Below are 18,736 nucleotides of genomic sequence, written 5' to 3'. Positions count from 1 at the left end.
ATGTAGAAGTATAGGGGAGTGCCGGAAGCGATCTTGCACGGCGGTTGCGGAGGAGTACAGCTCACTCCTCCGCAACCGCCCCCGTCACCGCGCGGTTCAGCCCACAATCCGGCCCAACTCGATGCGGTCGATGTTCGGCGCCCAGGCGCTCGCGTTGCCGAACGTCACCTTGTTCGCGCCCTTCGCCAGATCGACCGGAACGCCGACGGTCCAGTAGTCGTCCCAGCTCCAGGTGTTCTTGAAGGTGACCTTCACCGGGTCCGCGGTCCCGACCGTGATGTCCGCCGTACGGGACATGATGTCCGTGTTGTAGGCGTGGCCGTTGTCCCGGCGGTCGTTGTGGGCGTAGTGGACGACCAGCAGATAGCGGCCGGACCGGGGCGCGTCCACCGTGAACTGGGCGGTGCTGGAGGCGCTGTTGCCGAGCCAGCCGATGTAGGAGCCCGCGGACGCGTGCGGGGAGTCGACGAGCTTGGCTCCGCCGGCGAGCGTGGCCGAGGCGCCCTCGTAGGAGAGGGTGCCGGCGGCCGAGCCGTCGCCGGTGACGTCGAGGGAGCGGACGGCGCTGTGGCCCGACGTCATCGCGATCCGGTTGTTCCCCGCGACCAGGTAGAGCCGCAGCGGGCGGCCGGGCGCGGCCGTGACCGTCTCCCCGTGCAGCGAGAGCTTCACGGCCGCCGAGGTACGCGGCACCACCGTGTAGTAGCCGTCGCGCGGGGCGTACACGTCGAACACCGCCTTGTCACCGGAGCGCAGGACCAGGGAGCCCGTGCCCACACCGGCCGACGAGGTGTAGTCGTACGACGGCTTGCCGCTGATGTCCGCCAGCGTGGCCTCGTAGGAGGCGGACGGCGCGCCCGTCCGCGTGGTCAGGTCGATCCGGTCCAGGGTGACCTCGGCGTCGCCCTTGGACAGGGTCAGCTGGTGCGTGCCCGCCTTGAGTTGGACGCTGACGTCCTTCTTGGCGCGGTACGTCCAGTTCTCCGTGGAGGGGTAGGTGACCGTCACCGGGGCGCCGCCGTCGACCGACAGTTTCTGCGTGGCGGGGCCGCCGGACTGGTTGCCGTACAGGATCGCCAGGTCGTACGTGCCGTCCTTCGGGACCTTCACCGAGAAGGTGACCTTGCTGCCGGGCTGGTTGAGCGAGCCGACGTCCTTGGTGCCGGAGGCCGCGTAGCCGTTGGCGTTCTGGACCGTGCCCTGCGTGTAGACCTTGCCGTCGGTGATGGCCGCGTCCTCGGCCTCGTACGACGCCGACCACGGCACGGAGGCGGCGGACGGGGTGCCGGAGCCGCCGGGAGTGAGGACGACCCGGTACGCCGACATCTTGTGCAGGCCGCGCAGCGGGACGGTCACCGAACCGTCGTCCGCGACCTTCACCTTGGTGCGCGCGAGGACCCGTGGCGCCGCGTGCTGCCCCTCGTAACCGGACCAGGCGGCCTCGGCGACGGTCGCGGTGACCGTACGGCCGAACACCGACCGGGGGACGCCTCGCACGACCACGTCCGAGTCGGCCGCGGAGCCGCCGAGCAGGACCTGCGCCTGGCGGCGGGAGGTGTCGAGGGAGGCGAGCCCCTGGAGGGTGTCGATGGTGTTGGGCTGCGGCGGCGTCACCTTCACGGTGTCACCGGTCATGCCCGCGTACCAGCGGAAGAGCCACCAGCCGCCGTTGGGGATGTTCGAGCGCACGACGTGGCCGCTGAGGTTGCCGGCCGCGTCCCAGTACGCCATGTTGGCGTACACCTTGTTGCGCTCGAACATCGACACCCACTGCACGAGCTGTCCGGGCACGGACAGGTCACGGCGGTTGGCGTACTCGTCGATGTTGATCTTCAGCGGGGCGATGCCCGCCTCGCGCTCCAGCTTGCGGTAGTCGTCGTAGTGCGCCTGGAAGTCGCGCAGTGAGCCGGAACCCAGCTCGTGCCAGGTCATCACCTGCGGCAGCACGTTCTCCCGCTTGGCGAAGGCGAGGAAGTCCTTCAACAGGCGGGTGTGGTACGCGGCTTCGTTCGGTCCGGCGATCCGTGCGTCCGGGTCGATCGCGCGGATCCGCTGGTACACCGTCTTCCAGTCCTTGAAGAACCGGTCCCGGTTCTTCTCGTACTGCGCCTGGTCGGCGACGTCGAGCTTGTACCAGATCTGGTCGGGCTCGTTGAACGGGATGTAGACGAAGCGGTCGCTGTTCGGGTCGGCCGAGACCTCCTTGGCGATCTTGTCGACCTTGGGGAGGTAGTCGTCGATGCCGAGGTCCTCGTACGGCCACTTGGCGTACATGTCCTGCATCATCACGTTGATCTCGCCGCCGCCGTTGCGGAAGAACGACTTGGAGACGGTGAGCGCGTCGCCGTTGGGGTGCTGGGCGCCCCCCTCCGGCTTCTGCGAGATGCTCGTGATCTTCAGGGGCGCCATCGCGGCGTCGCTGGGCACCCCGTCGTCGCTGAGCCCGTACAGCGAGCCGTTGGCGCCCAGCATCACCGGGCCCTCGGAGGCGTTGAGGTCGACGGTAAGGCGCTGTGGGTCCGCTGCTGCCGCGTTTCCGGCTGCGGGGAGAGTGGCTGCCATGGTGGCTGCTCCAAGTAGTGCTGTTATCAAGGCGGTTCTGGTACGAGATCTCGTACGGGCTTTCGTGCGGGTGGGGGTGATCACGCTGCTGGACCTCCAGTCACTTCACGGCTCCACTGGTGATTCCGGACACGATCTTTCGCTGGCCGACGAGGAACACGGCGACCATGGGCAGGCTCATCACCACGACGTACGCGAAGACGAGATGCCAGTTGTTGAGGTAGAGCTGGGCGCTGGCGACCTGGTAGAGGTTGAGCGGCAGGGTCGCCCGGTCTCCGCCGCCGAGGACGAAGAACGCGTAGAAGATGTCGCTCCAGGCATAGAGCATCACCATGATCGTCGCGGTGGCGATCACCGGCCGGAGCAGCGGCAGGACGATCCGCCAGAAGATCCGCGCCGGTGTCGCCCCGTCGATCCTGGCCGCCTCCTCCAGCTCCATGGGGATGGCGCGGATGAAGCCGGTCATGAAGAAGATCGACGTCGACAGGTACATCCCGGTGTAGACGGCGATCATGCCGGGGCGGGTGTTCGCCATCCCCAGTTGCCGCAGCTCCATCACGATGGTGATGACGGCGGGCGGCAGCAGCAGTCCGCTGATGCACAGCGCGTACGCCGCCGAGACCAGCTTCGACTTGCGCCGGGCGAAGACCCAGGCGGCGCCCGCGCCCAGGATCAGCACCAGGACGACTGAAGGCACCACGACGAGCAGCGAGTTGAGGAAGCCGCGCAGCATCTCGCCCTGGCTGACGGCGTCCGCGTAGTTGCTCCCGGGCTGCCACTGCCGGGGCAGGTCCAGGTTCGGCTTGATCGCCTCGGCCTGCGGCTTGGCCGAGGTGACGGCGACCAGCCACAGCGGCACGCCCACGGCCAGCGCGGCGAGCAGGACGACGAGACAGGGGCGGCCGTACCGCCACACCGCGGTCACAGCATCTGCTCCCTTCGCCGGAGCCCCACGACCAGCGGGATCGCCACGGCGACCACGACCAGGAAGAGGACGAGGCTCATCGCGGAGGCCTGTGCGTACAGGCCCTGCCCGAAGATCCGGAACATGTAGATGTTGAAGACCTCGGTGGAGGCGGCGGGGCCGCCGCCCGTGGTGGCCTGCACGATGTCGAAGGTGTTCATCGAACCGATCAGCGCGGTGGTGACGTTGAAGGTGACGGCCGGTGCGAGCATCGGCCAGCGCACCGACCAGAAGGTCCGCCAGGGCCCCGCGCCGTCGCACTTCGCGGCCTCCAGCATCTCGCCGGGGATGCCTTTGAGGCCGGCCAGGTAGATGAGCATCGACAGGCCCATCCACTTCCACCCGTGGATGAGCGTGACGATCACCAGCGTCCAGGTCGTCGAGCCCAGCCACGGGATGTCCGTGCCCAGAACGGAGTTGACGGCTCCGTCCTGGTCGAGCAGCGCCTGGAAGACGTAACCGGTCGCCAGCGCCGAGATCAGCACCGGCAGGAAGAACACGGCGCGGAAGAACCGGTTGAAGCGGCTGTCGTTCTCCAGCAGCAGCGCCAGCACGAGCCCGAAGCCGTTCTGGAACAGCGCCGCCAGCAGCGCGTACACCAGGGTCGTGCGGATCGCCCGCAGCAGCGAGCCGTCCTCGGCGATGGTCCTGAAGTTGTCCAGGCCCGTGAAGGCGATGTCCGCGTGGTACGAGGACCAGTTGGTGAACGGGTAGTAGAAGTTCAGCAGGTTGGGCACCAGGAAGAAGCCCGCGAAGACGACGATCGCGGGGAGCGCGAACCACCAGGGGTGGTGCACGGCGGCGCGCGGCAGCCGTCCCACGCCCTTCGGTGTGCCTTGTGCCGCCGGCTGCTTGCGCGTACGTACGACCGTGTCCGCCATGGTCAGAACCCGGGGGCGCCCTGGGCCTTGGCCACCTGCGCGAACTGGTCCTGGATCGCCTGCGCGACCTGCTGCGGGCTCTTCTTGCCGAAGATCATGTCGGCCAGGTAGAGGTGGGTGTCGGGGGCGACGATCGCCTTGGCCTGGAAGACGCCGATGGCCTTGGGCAGGGCCGCCACCTGCGCCTTGGACGCCTCGGGCAGTCCGTCGGGAGTGGGCACGGACGGCTGCACGGACGGGATCTTCATCGTCTTGATGTAGTCCGGGTAGTCCGGGCCGAGCCAGAAGGCGAGGAACTGCCGGGCCGCGTTCTGCCGCTTGTCGTCACCGGTCTTGAAGGCGACGACACCGTTGGTCTGGTCGGGGGAGTACAGGCCGGTGGCCGAGGAGTTGGCGACCGGGAACCAGCCGATCTTCTGGTCCAGCTCGGCGGTGGAGTACTTGGCCTGCAACTGGCTCTGGAAGGAGGTGACGTTGAGGACCATGCCGGCGTCGCCCTTCCACAGCGCGTCGGCCTGCCCGGTGAAGGTGCCCGTCCGGTAGTTCTTCTGGGCGAGCCCGGCGTCGAGCAGCTTCTCCTTGTACTTCTTGATCGCGCCGACGACGACCGGGTCGGTCCACTTCTTCTTGCCGGCGTTCAGGTCGGCCCACCACTGCCGGTCGAGGTCGGTGAGCTGGACCTGCATCTGCCACTGGAGCGGCCACTTGTCGCCGCCGGCCTCGTAGAAGGCGGCCGCGTCGGTCTTGTCGACGACCTTGCGGCCGAGGGCGAGCAACTCGTCGTAGGACTTGGGGAAGTCCTTCTCGCTCAGTCCGGCCTGCTTGAAGACGTCCTTGTTGTAGTAGACGCCGAGCATGGCGGGGCTGGTGACGATCGCCGCGTACCGCTTGCCGTCGATGACGCCGAGGGACCTCTCGGTGTCGCCGAGCTTGGCCTCCCACGGCTCCCCGTCGAGGGTCAGCAGGTTCTGCTTCGGCTGGATGAACGGCAGCGTGGAGATGGACGGCTGCCAGAACATCAGGTCGGGGCGGTCGCCCGAGGCCAGCTTCGTCGGCACGTTCTGCTCGTAGAGGTCCGGGATCGCCTGGGTGTCGACCTTGGCGCCGGTGGCCTTCTCGAAGGCGTCGATGACCTGCTTGGGCGCGTTCACCGTGTTCTGCGCGGTCCACATGGTCAGCTTCACGCCGTCCAGCCGGGCGGTCGGATTCACCGCCGTCCGCTTGGCGTCCGAACCGTCCGAACCGGAGTCCCCGGCGGTCGGGTCGCTGCACGCGGTGGCGGCCAGGCCGACGGCACATATCAGCGCCAGGGCGGGGAGAGCTCTTGTCTTCATCTCGTGCCTTTCGGAGCATGCGGTTCGGTTCAGGAAGCGGGACTCACAACTGCTGGGCTCGTTCGGGTTGTTCAGGCATCGGATGTTCAGGCGGCGGCGGGCGGTGGCCCCGAGCTCTCCCGCACCACCAGTTCTGGCACGGACACGGGATGCGGGGCGACCGGCGCGGACTCCTCCAGCACGCCGTGCAGCAGGGCGAACGCGGACCGCCCGAGGCCGGTGAAGTCCAGGCGTACGGTCGTCAGGGACGGGGTGAGGAAGGCTGAGTGCGGGGCGTCGTCGAAACCGGCCACGCTGACCTCGCCCGGCACCGGGCGGCCGGATTCGTGCAGGGCGCGCAGCACGCCGAGCGCGAGGTCGTCGTTGCCGCACAGGATCGCGGTGACGGACTGGTCCTTCGCCAGCTTCAGCCCGGCGGCGTGACCGCCCGCCGGCCCCCAACTGCTCTGCACGGGGCGGGGCTCCGGGGCGCGGGCCTCCTTCAGCGCCTGCCGCCAGCCGCTGGTGCGGGCGCTCGTGCGGCGGGTGCTGGACGGGATGGCCACGTAGTGCACGGTCTCGTGGCCGAGGGAGAGCAGATGGCGGGTCGCCTGGTAGGCCGCCTCGCGGTCGTCGGCCCACACCCATGGGCGGTCGCCGCCGGGCGGGGTCGCCGGGGTCTCGACCACGCCCACGACCGGCAGCCCGGCGGGCACGGCTTCCAGCGCCCGGACACCGGCCGGATCGTATGCGATCACGACGATCCCGCCGCCCGCGTCCGCCGCGCGCTGCACCTCGGCGGCGACGGCCGCGTCCTCGGCCGACTCCAGCACCCCGATCCCGACCGCGTACGACGCCGCGCGGGCGGCCTCCTCGATGCCCTGGAGGATCGAGGCGTAGCCGTAGTGGGTGGTGTTCGCGGTGAGCACGGTCACGGCCCGGCTGCGCCCGCTGGCCAGGGCGAGGGCGGTCGCGTTGCGGCGGAAGCCCAGCTCGTCGATGGCGGCGAGCACCCGCTCCCGGGTGGACGGCCGGACGCTGGGATGGCCGTTGATCACCCGCGAGACCGTCTGGTACGAGACCCCCGCGGCGGTCGCGACGTCCCTGATGCTCGCCGGGCGCCTTGTGTGACCGGTCACATTCATGCGAGGATTGTGACCGGTCACAATTGGGTCGTCAAGAGACCGTAACGAGGGATTCACGCGGACCTCCGCTCCCCGAGGACGGGACGAGGTCAGGAGGGGGAGCACCTTGACGGGCACGGCGGATGCGGCGCACATGGCCTCCAACCAGCGGCAGGACGAGTTCACTTGGGGGCATCAAGCCCTCCGGGCCGGGTTCGCCGTCGCCGCCGACGGGACCCCGCGGCTGGTCCGGCTGGCCCACCCCGACGACGACCGCCCCGCCACCCCGCACTCCGCGCTCCCGCTCGTGGAGCTCACCGCCCTCGGCCACGGCAGCGGCTGGTCCGGCCCCCGCTTCACCGGCACGGCCTTCGGCGCCCGGCTCGCCTACCGGACCCACCGCACGGGCAGACGCGACGGCTGGGAGTGGCTGACCGTCGAACTCCACGACCCGGACACCGGATTGACGGCGTCCGTCGAGCTCACGTCCCCCACCGCACTGCCCGTCCTCCGCTCCCGCGTCCGCCTCCGCAACGAGGGCCGGCAGCCGCTGGTCGTCCAGTCCGTCAGCAGCCTCCTGCTCGGCGGCCTGCCCGCCCCGGACGCCCTCGACGTCCACCGGGCCCGCAACGACTGGCTCGCCGAGTGCCGTTGGTACGCCGAGCCGCTGCGCGCCGCCGTCGCCGACATCCACGTCGACGTCCACCAGCACGACAGCCGGGCCGCCCTCGCCCTCACCGGGCGCGGCAGCTGGCCCACCGACGGCCATCTGGCCATGGGCGCGCTGACGGAGCGGGACGGCGGCCGGACCTGGGCCTGGCAGGTCGAGTCCCCGGCCGGCTGGCGCTGGGACCTGGGCGAACGCGCACACGGCACCTACCTCGCGCTGAACGGCCCCACCGACGCGGAACACCAGTGGCGCGTCCGGCTCGCCCCGGGCGAGGAGTTCACCACGGTCCCCGGAGCCCTGGCACTCGGCTCCGACCTCGACACCGCGATGGGCGCCCTGACCTCCTACCGCCGGGCGATCCGCCGCCCGCACCCGGACCACACCGCCCTCCCCGTCGTCTTCAACGACTACATGAACACCCTGATGGGCGACCCGACCACGGCCAAGCTCCTGCCGCTGATCGACGCCGCCGCGGACGCCGGTGCCGAGTACTTCTGCATCGACTCGGGCTGGTACGACGACGACACCCAGGGCTGGTGGGACAGCGTCGGCGCCTGGCAGCCCTCACCGCGTCGTTTCCCCGACGGCGGCATCCAGGCCGTCCTGGACCGGATCCGGGAGCGCGGGATGGTGCCCGGACTGTGGCTGGAGCCGGAGGTCGTCGGGGTGCGCAGCCCCGTCGCGGCCGAACTGCCCGACGAGGCGTTCTTCCAGCGCGACGGCGTGCGCCTGGCCGAACAGGGGCGCCACCAACTCGACCTGCGGCACCCCGCCGCCCGCGCCCACCTCGACAAGACCGTGGACCGGATCGTCGGCGACTGGGGCGTGGGCTACCTCAAGCTGGACTACAACATCGTGATCGACCCCGGCACCGAGGCACCCGGCGACCTCGCTCCGGGAGCCGGGCTGCTGGGCCACGCCCACGCCTACCTGGACTGGCTGTCCGGCGTACTGGACCGCCACCCCGGACTCGTCGTGGAGAACTGCGCCTCGGGCGGCATGCGCATGGACGGCGCCACCCTGGCCGTCGCCCAGCTCCAGTCCACCAGCGACCAGCAGGATCCCCTGCGCTACCCGCCCATCGCCGCCGCGGCGCCGACCGCCGTCCCGCCCGAACAGGGCGCCGTCTGGGCCTACCCGCAGCCCGAGTTCGACGACGACCTGACGACGTGGACCCTGGGCGGGGCGCTGCTCGGCCGCATCCACCTCTCGGGCCATCTCGACCGCATGTCGGGACACCAACTGGCCCTCGTACGGGACGCGGTCGCGGTCTACAAGTCGATCCGCGGGGACCTCGCACGGGCCCTGCCGTTCTGGCCGCTCGGCCTGCCCGCCTGGACGGACGAGTGGCTGGCCCTGGGGCTCTCGGTCCCCGGTGACCGCACGGCATACCTGTCGGTCTGGCGCCGGGGCGGACCGGCCGAACTCCGCGTCCCCGTCCGGCACCTGGCGGGCCGGACCGTCCGCGCGGACGTCCTGCACCCGTCCTCCGCGGGGGCGGGCAAGGCCGTCTGGGACGGGGACGGACTGACGGTGTCCGTGCCGCGCACGCCCGGTGTGCTGCTGATCCGGCTCACACAGGAGGGGTAGGCCAGGACGGGTGGGCGGGGCCCCGGCGTCAACGGCCTACGGCGCTCCCCTCGCGGACCGCGTTGCGTTCCCGCGCCTGCTGATGTGCGTCCCGGCGGAACGCCCACGCCATCTCGGGCTCCATCACCCAGCGGAACAGCCGCCGCACCGGCGGTGTGCACAGCGCGGTCACGAGCACCGCGGCGAAGACCGTCACGACGACCACGCCCACGGGCCGGTGGACCCACGCCGGCTCGTACCAGCCCCAGAACTTGGACCCCTGGGCGACAAAGCCGTGCAGCAGGTAGCCGTACAGCGTCCCCGCGCCCAGCACGGTGAACCACGCCCGGCGTCCGGGCACCCACGCGAGGAAGCAGGCCACCAGGACCAGCGAGCAGCCGAAGGTCACCAGCGTCATCACGGGCCCGTACCAGGCGGGCGCGGCGAGTTCCTCGGCGCTGTCGCGGTGGTAGAACCAGGCGCCGGTCATCCGCGGGACCGCCCAGTAGGCCGCGGCGACAGCGGCGGCGAAGACCGGAACGGCCAGCACACGCAGCGAGCGGCGGCGCACCAGCCGGAAGTGCTCCGGCTTGAGCAGCAGACCGAGGACGAAGTACGGCAGGAACTGAAGGGTGCGTTGCAGGTCGAGGTCGTTGCCGACGGACGGCGACAGCGTCGCCAGCATCGCGATGACGAGGGCGAGCGGCAGCGGCCACCGCACGCGCCGCCACACCGGCGTGGTCAGCCGCCAGATGAACAGCGCCGCCAGGAACCACGTCAGATACAGCGGATCCAGCAGGCTGACGGGCCGGTCGGGCTCCTGGTCCGTCCATCGCGTGAACAGCGTGTACGCCGTCTCGAAGACGACATACGGAACGGCGAGCCCGGTGACCAGGCGCCTGACCCGCCCCGGACTCGCGTCGAAGGAGCGCGAGAAGTAGCCGGAGATGACGATGAACGCCGGCATGTGGAAGGCGTAGACGACCATGTAGAGCGCGCTGACCGCCCGGCTGCCGTCCCGCAACGGCTCCCAGGCGTGCCCGATCGCCACCAGCACGATCGCCAGGTACTTGGCGTTGTCGAAGAACGCGTCGCGCTGCCCGGCCGGCTTCGGCGGGGCAGCGGTCTCGCGTGACGTGCTCGCCCCGGTCTCGCCGCTCGTACTCGCCACGGGCCGCATGCGCAGGGTGTCCTCGCGCAGTGTGTCCTCGCTCATCACGCCTCCCGCGCACGGTGCGGGGAACCGGGACGGGCACATACGCGTCTTGCCGGGGTTACGGCTGTGGGGTGCCGGTGCGACATCCCCGCCGCCTGACCACTGCGGGGCGGAGTAAACCGCTCTCCGGTGTGGATGTTGCGCGAATCACACGCACGGGGATGATGCGGCCGTGCTGGAGGGGGACGGTGCCGGCGCGCCTGCTGGGGAGCGCGCCGGCACCGTCGCACACCGCCCGGTCAGCTCACCGAGCAGGCGGCGCCGTTCAGCGTGAACGTCGTCGGGTTGGGGTTCGCCGTCGCCCGGGTGGCCGTGAAGCCGAGGGTGACCGAACCCGCCGGGGGGATCGTCGCGGTGTACGAGGCTGCCGCGACGCTGACCTCTGAGCCGCTCTGCGTCGCCGTGCCGCCCCAGAGGTTGGTGATGCGCTGGCTGTCCGGGAAGGTCCAGCGCAGTGTCCAGCCGTTGATCGCCGAGGTGCCGGTGTTGCGCACGGTGATCTCGCCCTGGAATCCGCCGGGCCAGCTGCTGGTCACCCGGTAGCCGACGCCGCAGGTCGCCGTTGAGCCGCCGGAGGAGGTCGTGAACGTCACCGTGGCCGAGCGGGGCGAACGGTTGCCGGCGGCGTCACGGGCGTACACGGCGAAGGTGTAGGAGGTGGCGGGGGACAGGCCGGTGAGGGTGGCGGAGGTCCTGGCCGTGGTGGTGGCGACCGTCTCGCTGCCGCCGCTGACCCGGACGACGTCGTAGCCGGTGACGCCCGTCGCGTCGCTGGCGGCGGACCAGGTCAGGGTGGCGGACGAGGAGGTCACCCCGGAGGCGCTCGGGGTGCCGGGGGCCGTCGGGGGAGTGGTGTCGCCGCTGCCGGAGGAGTAGATCGCGGCCTCCTCGGCGGTGGCGGCGATGCCGTTCGCGCCGTTGAAGAGCCGCCGGCCCCAGCTGGTGAGCTGGTTCGGGTCGAAGTTCGTGACCATGTCCAGGTACTCGACGCCGCCGCCGTTGCCGCTCCAGGACCAGCCGAGGTAGCCCAGGCGGAGTTGCTGGGCGACGGCCAGGATGGTGTCCTCGTCGGGGTTGCCGTCCGAGTGGTCGTGGCCGAACTCGCCGACGACGATGGGGAGTTTCGCCGTGACGAAGCGGTTCAGATAGTCGGTGATCTCGGCGGCGGTGTCGAAGACGCCGTACATGTGGATCGAGAAGATCGTGTTGGCGTCCGGGTCGGCGGCGAAGACCGAGGCGGCGTTGTCCCGCATGGTGAACGCCCAGTCCTGGCCCCAGTTGGGCGCGTCGACCATGATCGTGTGGTCGAACCCGGCGGTGCGGAGCTTCTGGATCGCCGCCTTGGTGTCGGCCGTCCATGCCGTGTAGCCGGTGTTGCCGTGCGGCTCGTTGCCGATGTTGACGATGACGTAGTCCTCCTGACCGGTCAGCGCGCTCTGCACGCTGATCCAGTAGTCGGCGGCGCGGGCGAGCGTGACGGCTCCGCTCTGTTCGCCGTACCCGGTGGTGTCGTGCACCTCCAGCACACAGATCAGCCGGTTCTGCTTGCACTGGGAGACCACGTTCGCCACGTCGGCGGTGTCGTTGCGGGTCCAGCGGTCACCGCTGGAGAGGACCACGCGGACGGTGTTGGCGCCCTTGGCCTTGATGTGCGCGAGGGAGCTGATCCGGTCCGGGAACCAGGTGTGGGCGTGGTTGACGCCGCGCATCACGAAGTCGTTCCCGGACGCCTCCAGCAGCCGGCCGTTGTCGATACGGAAGCCGGTGGGGGCGGCGTGCGCCGGTGTGCCGAGGGAGAGGAAGGAGAACAGGAGGCCGAGGAGGGCGACGGCCACGGTGGCCACGCGCGGGGTGGGGGCTGTGCGGGGTCTCATGGCGGCTCCAGAGGTGGGGATGGGTGGGGTGTGAGGCCTGTTCCGGGTCGCGTTCCAGTCATGGGGAGGGAGCGGCGAGTGTGCTGCCGCGACTGGGACCGGGACCGGGGCCGGTCCTGGTCCGTGCCGGGTGTCAGGCTGCGGAACTCTTCGCCGTGCACGTGACGGTCGCCGCCGGGGCGCCCGCCGTTGCCGGGGCGGTGGCGACGAAACCGAACGTGGCGCTCGCGCCGGGCGCCAACGCGCCGTTCCACGCCGCGTTCGTGACGGTGGCCGTGCCGTCCGCGGCCGTGGTGAGGGTGCCGTTCCAGACCTGGTTGATGCGCGTGCCGTTCGCCGGTACGACGGTCGCGGTCCAGCCCGTGGCGGCGGAGGCGGACGTGTTCGTCACGGTCACCTCTGCCTGGTAGCCGCCCTGCCATGTGGAGACGGCTCGGAAGCGCGCCGTGCAGGCCGCGGGTTCCTCCGGGCCGCCCGGGTTGCCCGGGTCCTGCGGGACGCCCGCGTCGAGGACCGCCGCCAGGGCCGGGAACCAGCGTGCGGCGATCTTGTCGTCACCGGAGGCGTTGGGGTGCACCCCGTCGTAGGTGTCCGTGGCGGTGCTGAAGCCCGTCCACTGGTCGACCACGGTGATCGGGGAGCGTTCGGTACTGGTCGCCCGGGCCCAGTCGGGGATCCGCGCGTTGAAGTCGACGACGCGCTGCGCACAGGGCGTACAACTGCTCGGGTTCAGGGGGATGAGCTGCGCGACGAGGATCCGCATGTCGGGATTCGAGGCCCTCATCTGCGTCACGAGCTTGGTGTAGGCGGCGAGGATGCGGTCGGGGGTGATGCTGCTCCACACGTCGTTCGTGCCGAAGTGCATGACAACGATGTCCGGGCGTGTGGCCGCGAGCCGCCCCGGCAGCAGGTTCTGGTCGGCCACATTGGCCACGAGCTCACCGCCGTGTCCCTCGTTGTCGCCGTCGTGCGCCTGTCCGCAGCCCTGCGGCGGGAGGGTGCCGACGAAGTCGATGTCCGTGTACCCGCTGTTCAGCAGCCGGTTCCAGAGCACCGCCCGCCAGCAGCCGGGCGAGCCGGTGATCGAGTCGCCGAGCGGCATGACGCGGACGGGGTCGGCCGCCGGTGCGGCGGTGGCCCGGGGCGCGAAGGTGAGGCCGAGGGGGAGGAGCAGCGCGGCGAGGAGGCCGAGCACCGGGATGATGCGTAAGCGCGAGGACGAGCGGCGGGGTCTGCGCATGGTGATCCCTTCCCTGGGTGAGGTGGGAGCGCTCCCATGCATCAAGCCATTGTTGTCATTGACGCGTCAAGGGGTGCGGGGCATCTCGCGCTGATGCCGGTGTCGATGTCCCCGGCCGGGACGATCTCGTCCGGCTCGTGCGCCGCGCTGTCCGCCGGGAGCCCCTCTGCTGCCAGGTGTTGATGGACTGGACGGCCGTGCCGGGATCACCGGCAGGTGAGCCGCTCGACCCACCGACGCCCCGACCGGTGCCCGGTTCGCGGTGTACCTCCAGGAACCGGAGGGCGACCGCGTACGACCCGCAGCCGGCAGGCTCCGCTTCGTACCCGGCGTCGAGGCGGAGCCCTCCTCGTGCTGCGGCCCGGCCCGTGGGTGTCAGTTCCTGTGCCTCAGGCGCGCGTACCAGGCCTGGACGCGTGCCCGGACCAGGGAGGCGACGACGAGCACGGTGAGCCGGAAGCCCTTGTCCAGCAGGAAGTCCGTCACCAGCTTGGCGACGGGGTGAGCCCACAGCTCGGCAAGGGCCGGAACGTGGTCCAGTAGGCGGCGCAGAGCGGACGGCAGCGGCGAGCTGCAGACGGTGAGTTGACGGAGGGCCCCCGCGCACGCGGAGAGAACGGATCGGAACGGACGGAACATGAGTACCTCACCAGGTGTCGATCGGCGAGGCGTGGCCACACCCCGGTGGAAGCCGGCGTGCGTCCGATGTTGCTGAGGGCATCGCGACGGGCGAAGCGAACCGGGGTGAACTCCTGGGGAGAAGGGAAACCCGCCGGTCAGGGCGGTGAGGACCGAATGAGATCGAGGTCCAGCGCAAACGGGGTGGCGCCGCGCGACGGCTACGCTGCTCTACCCTGGCGTTCCGAATCGCATGGGGGGCTCGATGGCATCAGGGGGCACACGGCGTACACCGCGGTCGGCCGGCCGGGATACCGGCCCCGGCACCGCACCCGGCGTCAGGGCGGCACAGCTGCTGAAGGAACTGATCGGCCATCAGCTGCTGCTGTTGCGCACCAAGCAGCAACTGGACGAGCAACAGGCGTCGGACGCCTGGCGGGAACTGGTCCGCCTACAGCTCAGGAAGGACCGCGAGGCCCGTGAACGGAATGGTCAGCCCCGGCTGCTCGGACGGATGACGGTCGTCCACCCCGTGACGTTCCAGCGGCTGTACGCGGAACTCGAACGACCGGACGCGGAACTGGGCAGTGACCGTCAGGCACTCGTCGAAGCCGTGGCCCACCTGTGCGCAGAACCACCCTTCCGCGGCTACATCTCGGGCTCCCTGCCCGGCGAGCTGAAGAAGGTCGGCCAGATGCTGCCGGCGTCCCGCACCTCGGGTGGCGGCGGCTGGGCAGGCAAGGAGGAACTGGAGGCGGCCAGTTCGGCGGCGCTGGGAGCGGCCGACCGGCTTGATGACGAAGCCGACGTCAGCCTGAGCCAGGTCTACATCACGCGAGGCTGTGAGGAGCGTCTCGCCCGGAGACTGCTCACCGGCCTGGCCAGAGCGAACCGGGCGCCCCGCGTGGAACTCGTGCTGGGCGAACCCGGCACCGGTAAGACCAGCCTGCTGTGGAACCTCACCACGCGGCTCACCGGTCGCTGTTTCCTTCCGGACCCTCAGGACGGAGAGGACGGCGAGACCCGGGGCGGCGAACCGCGCGTGCACTGTCAGCCGCTGCTGCTCCGCGCCGACGACCTGCTGCTGCCCCGCGCCGACGACCTGCTGCTGCCCCGCGAGACGACGGACCTGCTGACCCTCTTCGACCGGCTGCTGCACCAGCCGGCGTACCGCGCCTCGGTGATCGTCCTCCTCGACAGCGCGGACGTGCTGCTGACCGACGACCACGGGCGGGCCGTGTGCCGCGAGCTGGTCGACTGCTGCGTGGAGCACGGGGTGCCGCTGGTGATCTCCTGCCGCACCCGTGACCAGGACCTCCTGTACGACGTCCTCGGCACGACACCGTCCGCCGTACAGGAGCTGGGCGACTTCCGCTTCGGCGGAGAGGCCGAACACGCCGTCGACGCGTACTGCGCGCACTACTACCGCGGTCAGACAGTGGCACGCCGCCGCGAGGCGTACGACGCGGTCATCGGCGCCGCCGTCCGTGGTCTGCCGATGCGGGAGGTCGTGGCCCGGCCACTGACCCTGCGCATGCTGTTCGAGGTCTACGCCCCCCAGGTACCCACCGCGGAGATCGACGCCGCAGGCCTGTACGACGCCTACTGGACGAAACGCGTGGTCGGCGACCAGCGCCACGGCAGCCCCGGCATCGTCGACGCCTACGATTTGTCACCGGCGGCCGAGGGCGTGGCGAGGATCATGCTTCGTGACGGCGGTGTCGCTGTCGCCTCGGCGCACGCTGTCCGGCTGCTCGGCACCGCGGCCCCGCGCCCGCTGCCCGTCACCGCCCCCGCCGCTCTGACCGCCCTGCACCGCCGCAACGTCCTGACCGGCAGCGGCGGCCATGGCGGTTCGAGCACCCGCTTCTTCCACCAGACGCTGTACGAGTACGCGGCCGGGCGCTGCCTGGTCTCCCTGGTGAACGCCCGTCAGCAGCCGGAGATCTTCGAACAGCTGGGCCGGCGGCTGGAGGCCACCCCGGACGACTTCCTGCGTTCCGTGATCGCGGAGCAGGCGATCGTGCAGGGCGTCCGGGACGAACGGGCGGCCCGCCCGGCGGCCGCCGACCTCATCAAGCGGCTCGTCACCAGCGACAACCACTACCTCCAGTTCACCGCCCTGCGGGCCTACGCCCTGCTGCCCTCCGTGCCGCACGCGGTCAAGGTGACGGTGCACCGTTTCCTGCCAGAGGCGCCGCTCGCCCTCGTCACCACCATGATGGAGCTGCTGCCCACTCGCCACCACACCGACCCCCGGCGCGTCACCGAGGACCTCTTCGTCATCCTCCAGCGCCATCGGCTTCCAAAGGTTCGGCGCAGGGCACTTGACCTGCTGTGCCGATTCGCGGGCATGGACGGGCAGGACGACGGAAGAGGAGCAGCAACTGCGGTCAGGGACCTGCTGCGGGACCTGTGCATCCGTCCCCAGGAGTGCGTCGACCGCGCACCCGGCGCAGGCGCGTCACGGGGCTGCTGCCCTGCGCAGACCTGCCTGTGGTCCTGGCTGCTGGGCCTGTCCGTGCAGGAGGCCACCAGCCACGGCAACCACGCCGTGCGCCTCGTCACGGCGATGGCTTCGGCCGAGCCGGACTGGGCTGCCGCGCGTATGGCCGAGCTGCTGGATCTCGCCGAGCACCACCGTTCCGCGCGCTGGCTGTGGCAGTGCATCCCGCCCATCAGCGCCCACCGCCACCTCAGCGGCTGGGGCGCGCTCATCGAGCGTGGCGCCGTGCTGGCGGAGAAGCTCGGCAATCCGGACCGGATCCGCCGCCAGAACCGCCCCGCGGCGTTCGTCCGCAAGGCCGGGACCGCCTTCGGCGCCGTGCTGGCGGGCCCCGGTCAGGACGCCGACGGCGAGAGCTACGAGAGCGAGGAGCGCGAGCAGCAGGAGGCCCATGTCCTGCTCGCCGCCCATTGGGCCGAGACCCTCGCTGATGCGCCGCCCAACACCGTGTTCGACCAACTCGTGGGCGTCGGCGGTGTCTTCAGCGGCCCGCAGATGCGGATCCGGGCGCGCGTAGCCGCTCTCGGCGCCCGCCTTCGCACCGCCGAGAGCGGTGTACCCGAGTTCCTGGACCATGCCGTGGCACGCTGCGGGGACAGCGACCAGATCGACGACGTCGCGGAGACCCTGCTGCCCGAACTGCTCCGCTCACCGGGCGACGAGCCCGGGACCCGCTCCGCTCGGGACTGGTGCGCGCGGCAGCTGAAGCAAATGTGCAAGCGGGCACCAGGCACGCGCCCGCACCGCGCGGCCCGTTTCGCCGCCGGCGGCCTGCACCCCCTGCCCGCCGCCGAGATCCGGGAAGTCGTCAAGGACGCGTGGGGCGGAGGCACAGGCTGGCGACCGGCCCGTCTCGAGCGCGTGTTCCTCGTGCGTGACAGTGCCACCCGCCTCCTCGCGCCGATGGCGGCCACCGACACCACCGGTCGCGGGCGGGAGTCGAAGGCCCTACGACGATGGCGGGCCCTGGAACAGGAGCGCACCCGACAACTGTCCCGCGGGGCCAACGACTGGCCGTCCTACGGCGACGGCGGCACCTGGGGCAAGCCGGAGCGCAACGCGGTCAACTCCATCCTGCACGCCTCTCTGCGCGACCACGCCCCGGCCCACCCCGACCTCGTGGCGCACGCCCTGGACGAGGAAGTTGCTCTGGCCGACATTCCCTGGCTGGCCAAGCTGGTCAGTCAGGCCGCCGACCATCCCCACGTCGACATCGCCCACACCCTGCTGATGCGCCACGGTCCCGAACTGGCCGACTGGTGCGAACGGCTGTGGACCGGGCAACAGACCTTCCCCGACGACAAGACCAGGAAGGCGGCGCTCCGGCTGTGGGGAGACCTGGTCTGGATGCGAGCTGCCGAGCGGCCGTCCCTCACCGCACAGGCCGACCTGCTGACCGAGTACCTCAACCCGACGCAGTGGCGGTCAGGCCTGGAGATCCTGGCCCGGTGGAACGCCCACGGCGTCAGTGAACTCGCCGGACCGGCGGGCGAGGACGGCTGGGACAAGTTGGACGCCGCGCTGGCGGCGATCGCCCAGCTTCCCGCCGGCCACCCCCAGTTCGGCCGCGCACCCATCGCCGCCGCGCTGCGATTCCACTGCCTGTGCCGCTTCGCACCCATCGGCGACGCGGTCGAACGCGCGCACACGATCGAGATGGCCACGGAGGCCGTCCGCGCCGCCGACACGACGACCTTGATCTCCACCACGGGCTTCCTCGTGGAGCGCCTGTGTCTGGTGGACGCCTCCGCCGCGGTCACCCTGACCACCCTGGTCGCCGCCAGGACGGCGCAGCAGGGCAAGCACGAGGGCCATCACGTCAAGAGCATGGTGCACCGCTGGCCGCACCCCCTCAGACACCTGGTCCGCGCCACGGGCCACGCCGACCTCGAACGACTCGTACGGGGTCTGTCGGGGGGCCCGGAGCGCATGCTCCTCAACGTCCTCGACCTGGCCGTGGCCCTGCGCCGCCACGACCCCGTGCGCGACGACGCGCTCCGGTGGCTCGCGGACAGCCCCTATCTCGCCCAGGCCACCATGCAGCTCCGCGACTCGGCCGTACGACACCGCCGGACCCCGCTCACCGACCCCGCCTGGCCCGAGGCACTGCCCGGCGCCGACGACCGGGAGTACGCGGAGGGCACCCTCGACCGGTGAGGTCCGGCGGCACCCCCACGGGAGGAAGCCGTGCCACCCGGC

The 18,736-nt window shown here is 70.9% G+C and carries 11 protein-coding genes; 2 read left to right on the top strand and 9 right to left on the bottom strand.

All coding sequences use genetic code 11. The features are described 5' to 3' along the window. Window positions 1-96: 96 nt before the first annotated feature. The 5 genes from PV963_RS05010 to PV963_RS04990 all read right to left on the bottom strand — a co-directional run bounded on the left by PV963_RS05010 (window position 97) and on the right by PV963_RS04990 (window position 6,865). Window positions 97-2,562: a CBM35 domain-containing protein gene (locus PV963_RS05010; protein ID WP_274814325.1), complete on the bottom strand. Its 2,466-nt coding sequence runs from the start codon at window positions 2,560-2,562 to the stop codon at window positions 97-99. Between the two features lie 100 nt (window positions 2,563-2,662). Further along, window positions 2,663-3,487 (bottom strand): carbohydrate ABC transporter permease, encoded by an 825-nt coding sequence (locus PV963_RS05005; protein WP_274814324.1) that lies wholly within the window; start codon window positions 3,485-3,487, stop codon window positions 2,663-2,665. Next, entirely contained in the window at window positions 3,484-4,407 is a 924-nt protein-coding gene (locus tag PV963_RS05000; protein WP_274814323.1) for a carbohydrate ABC transporter permease, read from the bottom strand. Before PV963_RS05000 ends, PV963_RS05005 begins: the two co-directional genes overlap by 4 nt. Window positions 4,408-4,409: 2 nt before the next feature. Next, window positions 4,410-5,741, bottom strand: coding sequence for an ABC transporter substrate-binding protein (locus tag PV963_RS04995; protein WP_274814322.1), 1,332 nt, complete (start codon window positions 5,739-5,741; stop codon window positions 4,410-4,412). 86 nt (window positions 5,742-5,827) lie between these two features. After that, window positions 5,828-6,865, bottom strand: a complete 1,038-nt coding sequence (locus tag PV963_RS04990; protein WP_274814321.1) for a LacI family DNA-binding transcriptional regulator — start codon at window positions 6,863-6,865, stop codon at window positions 5,828-5,830. A gap of 133 nt (window positions 6,866-6,998) precedes the next feature. Between PV963_RS04990 and PV963_RS04985 the strand changes: the two genes are divergently transcribed. Continuing rightward, on the top strand, window positions 6,999-9,104 hold the full coding sequence (locus PV963_RS04985) for an alpha-galactosidase (RefSeq protein WP_274821943.1): 2,106 nt from the start codon (window positions 6,999-7,001) through the stop codon (window positions 9,102-9,104). A 28-nt stretch (window positions 9,105-9,132) separates the two neighbouring features. Here the strand turns inward: PV963_RS04985 and PV963_RS04980 are convergent, their stop codons facing one another. From PV963_RS04980 to PV963_RS04965, 4 genes are all read right to left on the bottom strand, one after another. Continuing rightward, window positions 9,133-10,263 (bottom strand): acyltransferase family protein, encoded by a 1,131-nt coding sequence (locus tag PV963_RS04980; protein WP_425541013.1) that lies wholly within the window; start codon window positions 10,261-10,263, stop codon window positions 9,133-9,135. Window positions 10,264-10,538: 275 nt separating this feature from the next. Further along, the gene (locus PV963_RS04975) at window positions 10,539-12,173 is read right to left on the bottom strand and encodes a cellulase family glycosylhydrolase (protein ID WP_274814319.1); all 1,635 of its coding nucleotides are present in this window, start codon (window positions 12,171-12,173) and stop codon (window positions 10,539-10,541) included. 133 nt (window positions 12,174-12,306) lie between these two features. Then, window positions 12,307-13,413: a GDSL-type esterase/lipase family protein gene (locus tag PV963_RS04970; protein WP_274814318.1), complete on the bottom strand. Its 1,107-nt coding sequence runs from the start codon at window positions 13,411-13,413 to the stop codon at window positions 12,307-12,309. A gap of 375 nt (window positions 13,414-13,788) precedes the next feature. Continuing rightward, window positions 13,789-14,052, bottom strand: a complete 264-nt coding sequence (locus tag PV963_RS04965) for a hypothetical protein (RefSeq protein WP_274814317.1) — start codon at window positions 14,050-14,052, stop codon at window positions 13,789-13,791. A gap of 244 nt (window positions 14,053-14,296) precedes the next feature. Here PV963_RS04965 and PV963_RS04960 point away from each other — a divergent pair, with 244 nt between their 5' ends. Further along, the gene (locus tag PV963_RS04960; RefSeq protein WP_274814316.1) at window positions 14,297-18,694 is read left to right on the top strand and encodes a hypothetical protein; all 4,398 of its coding nucleotides are present in this window, start codon (window positions 14,297-14,299) and stop codon (window positions 18,692-18,694) included. The last annotated feature ends 42 nt before the right edge of the window (window positions 18,695-18,736 follow it).

Source organism: Streptomyces coeruleorubidus (assembly GCF_028885415.1).
In the GTDB taxonomy this organism is placed as follows: Bacteria; Actinomycetota; Actinomycetes; order Streptomycetales; family Streptomycetaceae; genus Streptomyces; species Streptomyces coeruleorubidus_A.
This window is presented reverse-complemented; position numbering and strand designations above follow the sequence as displayed.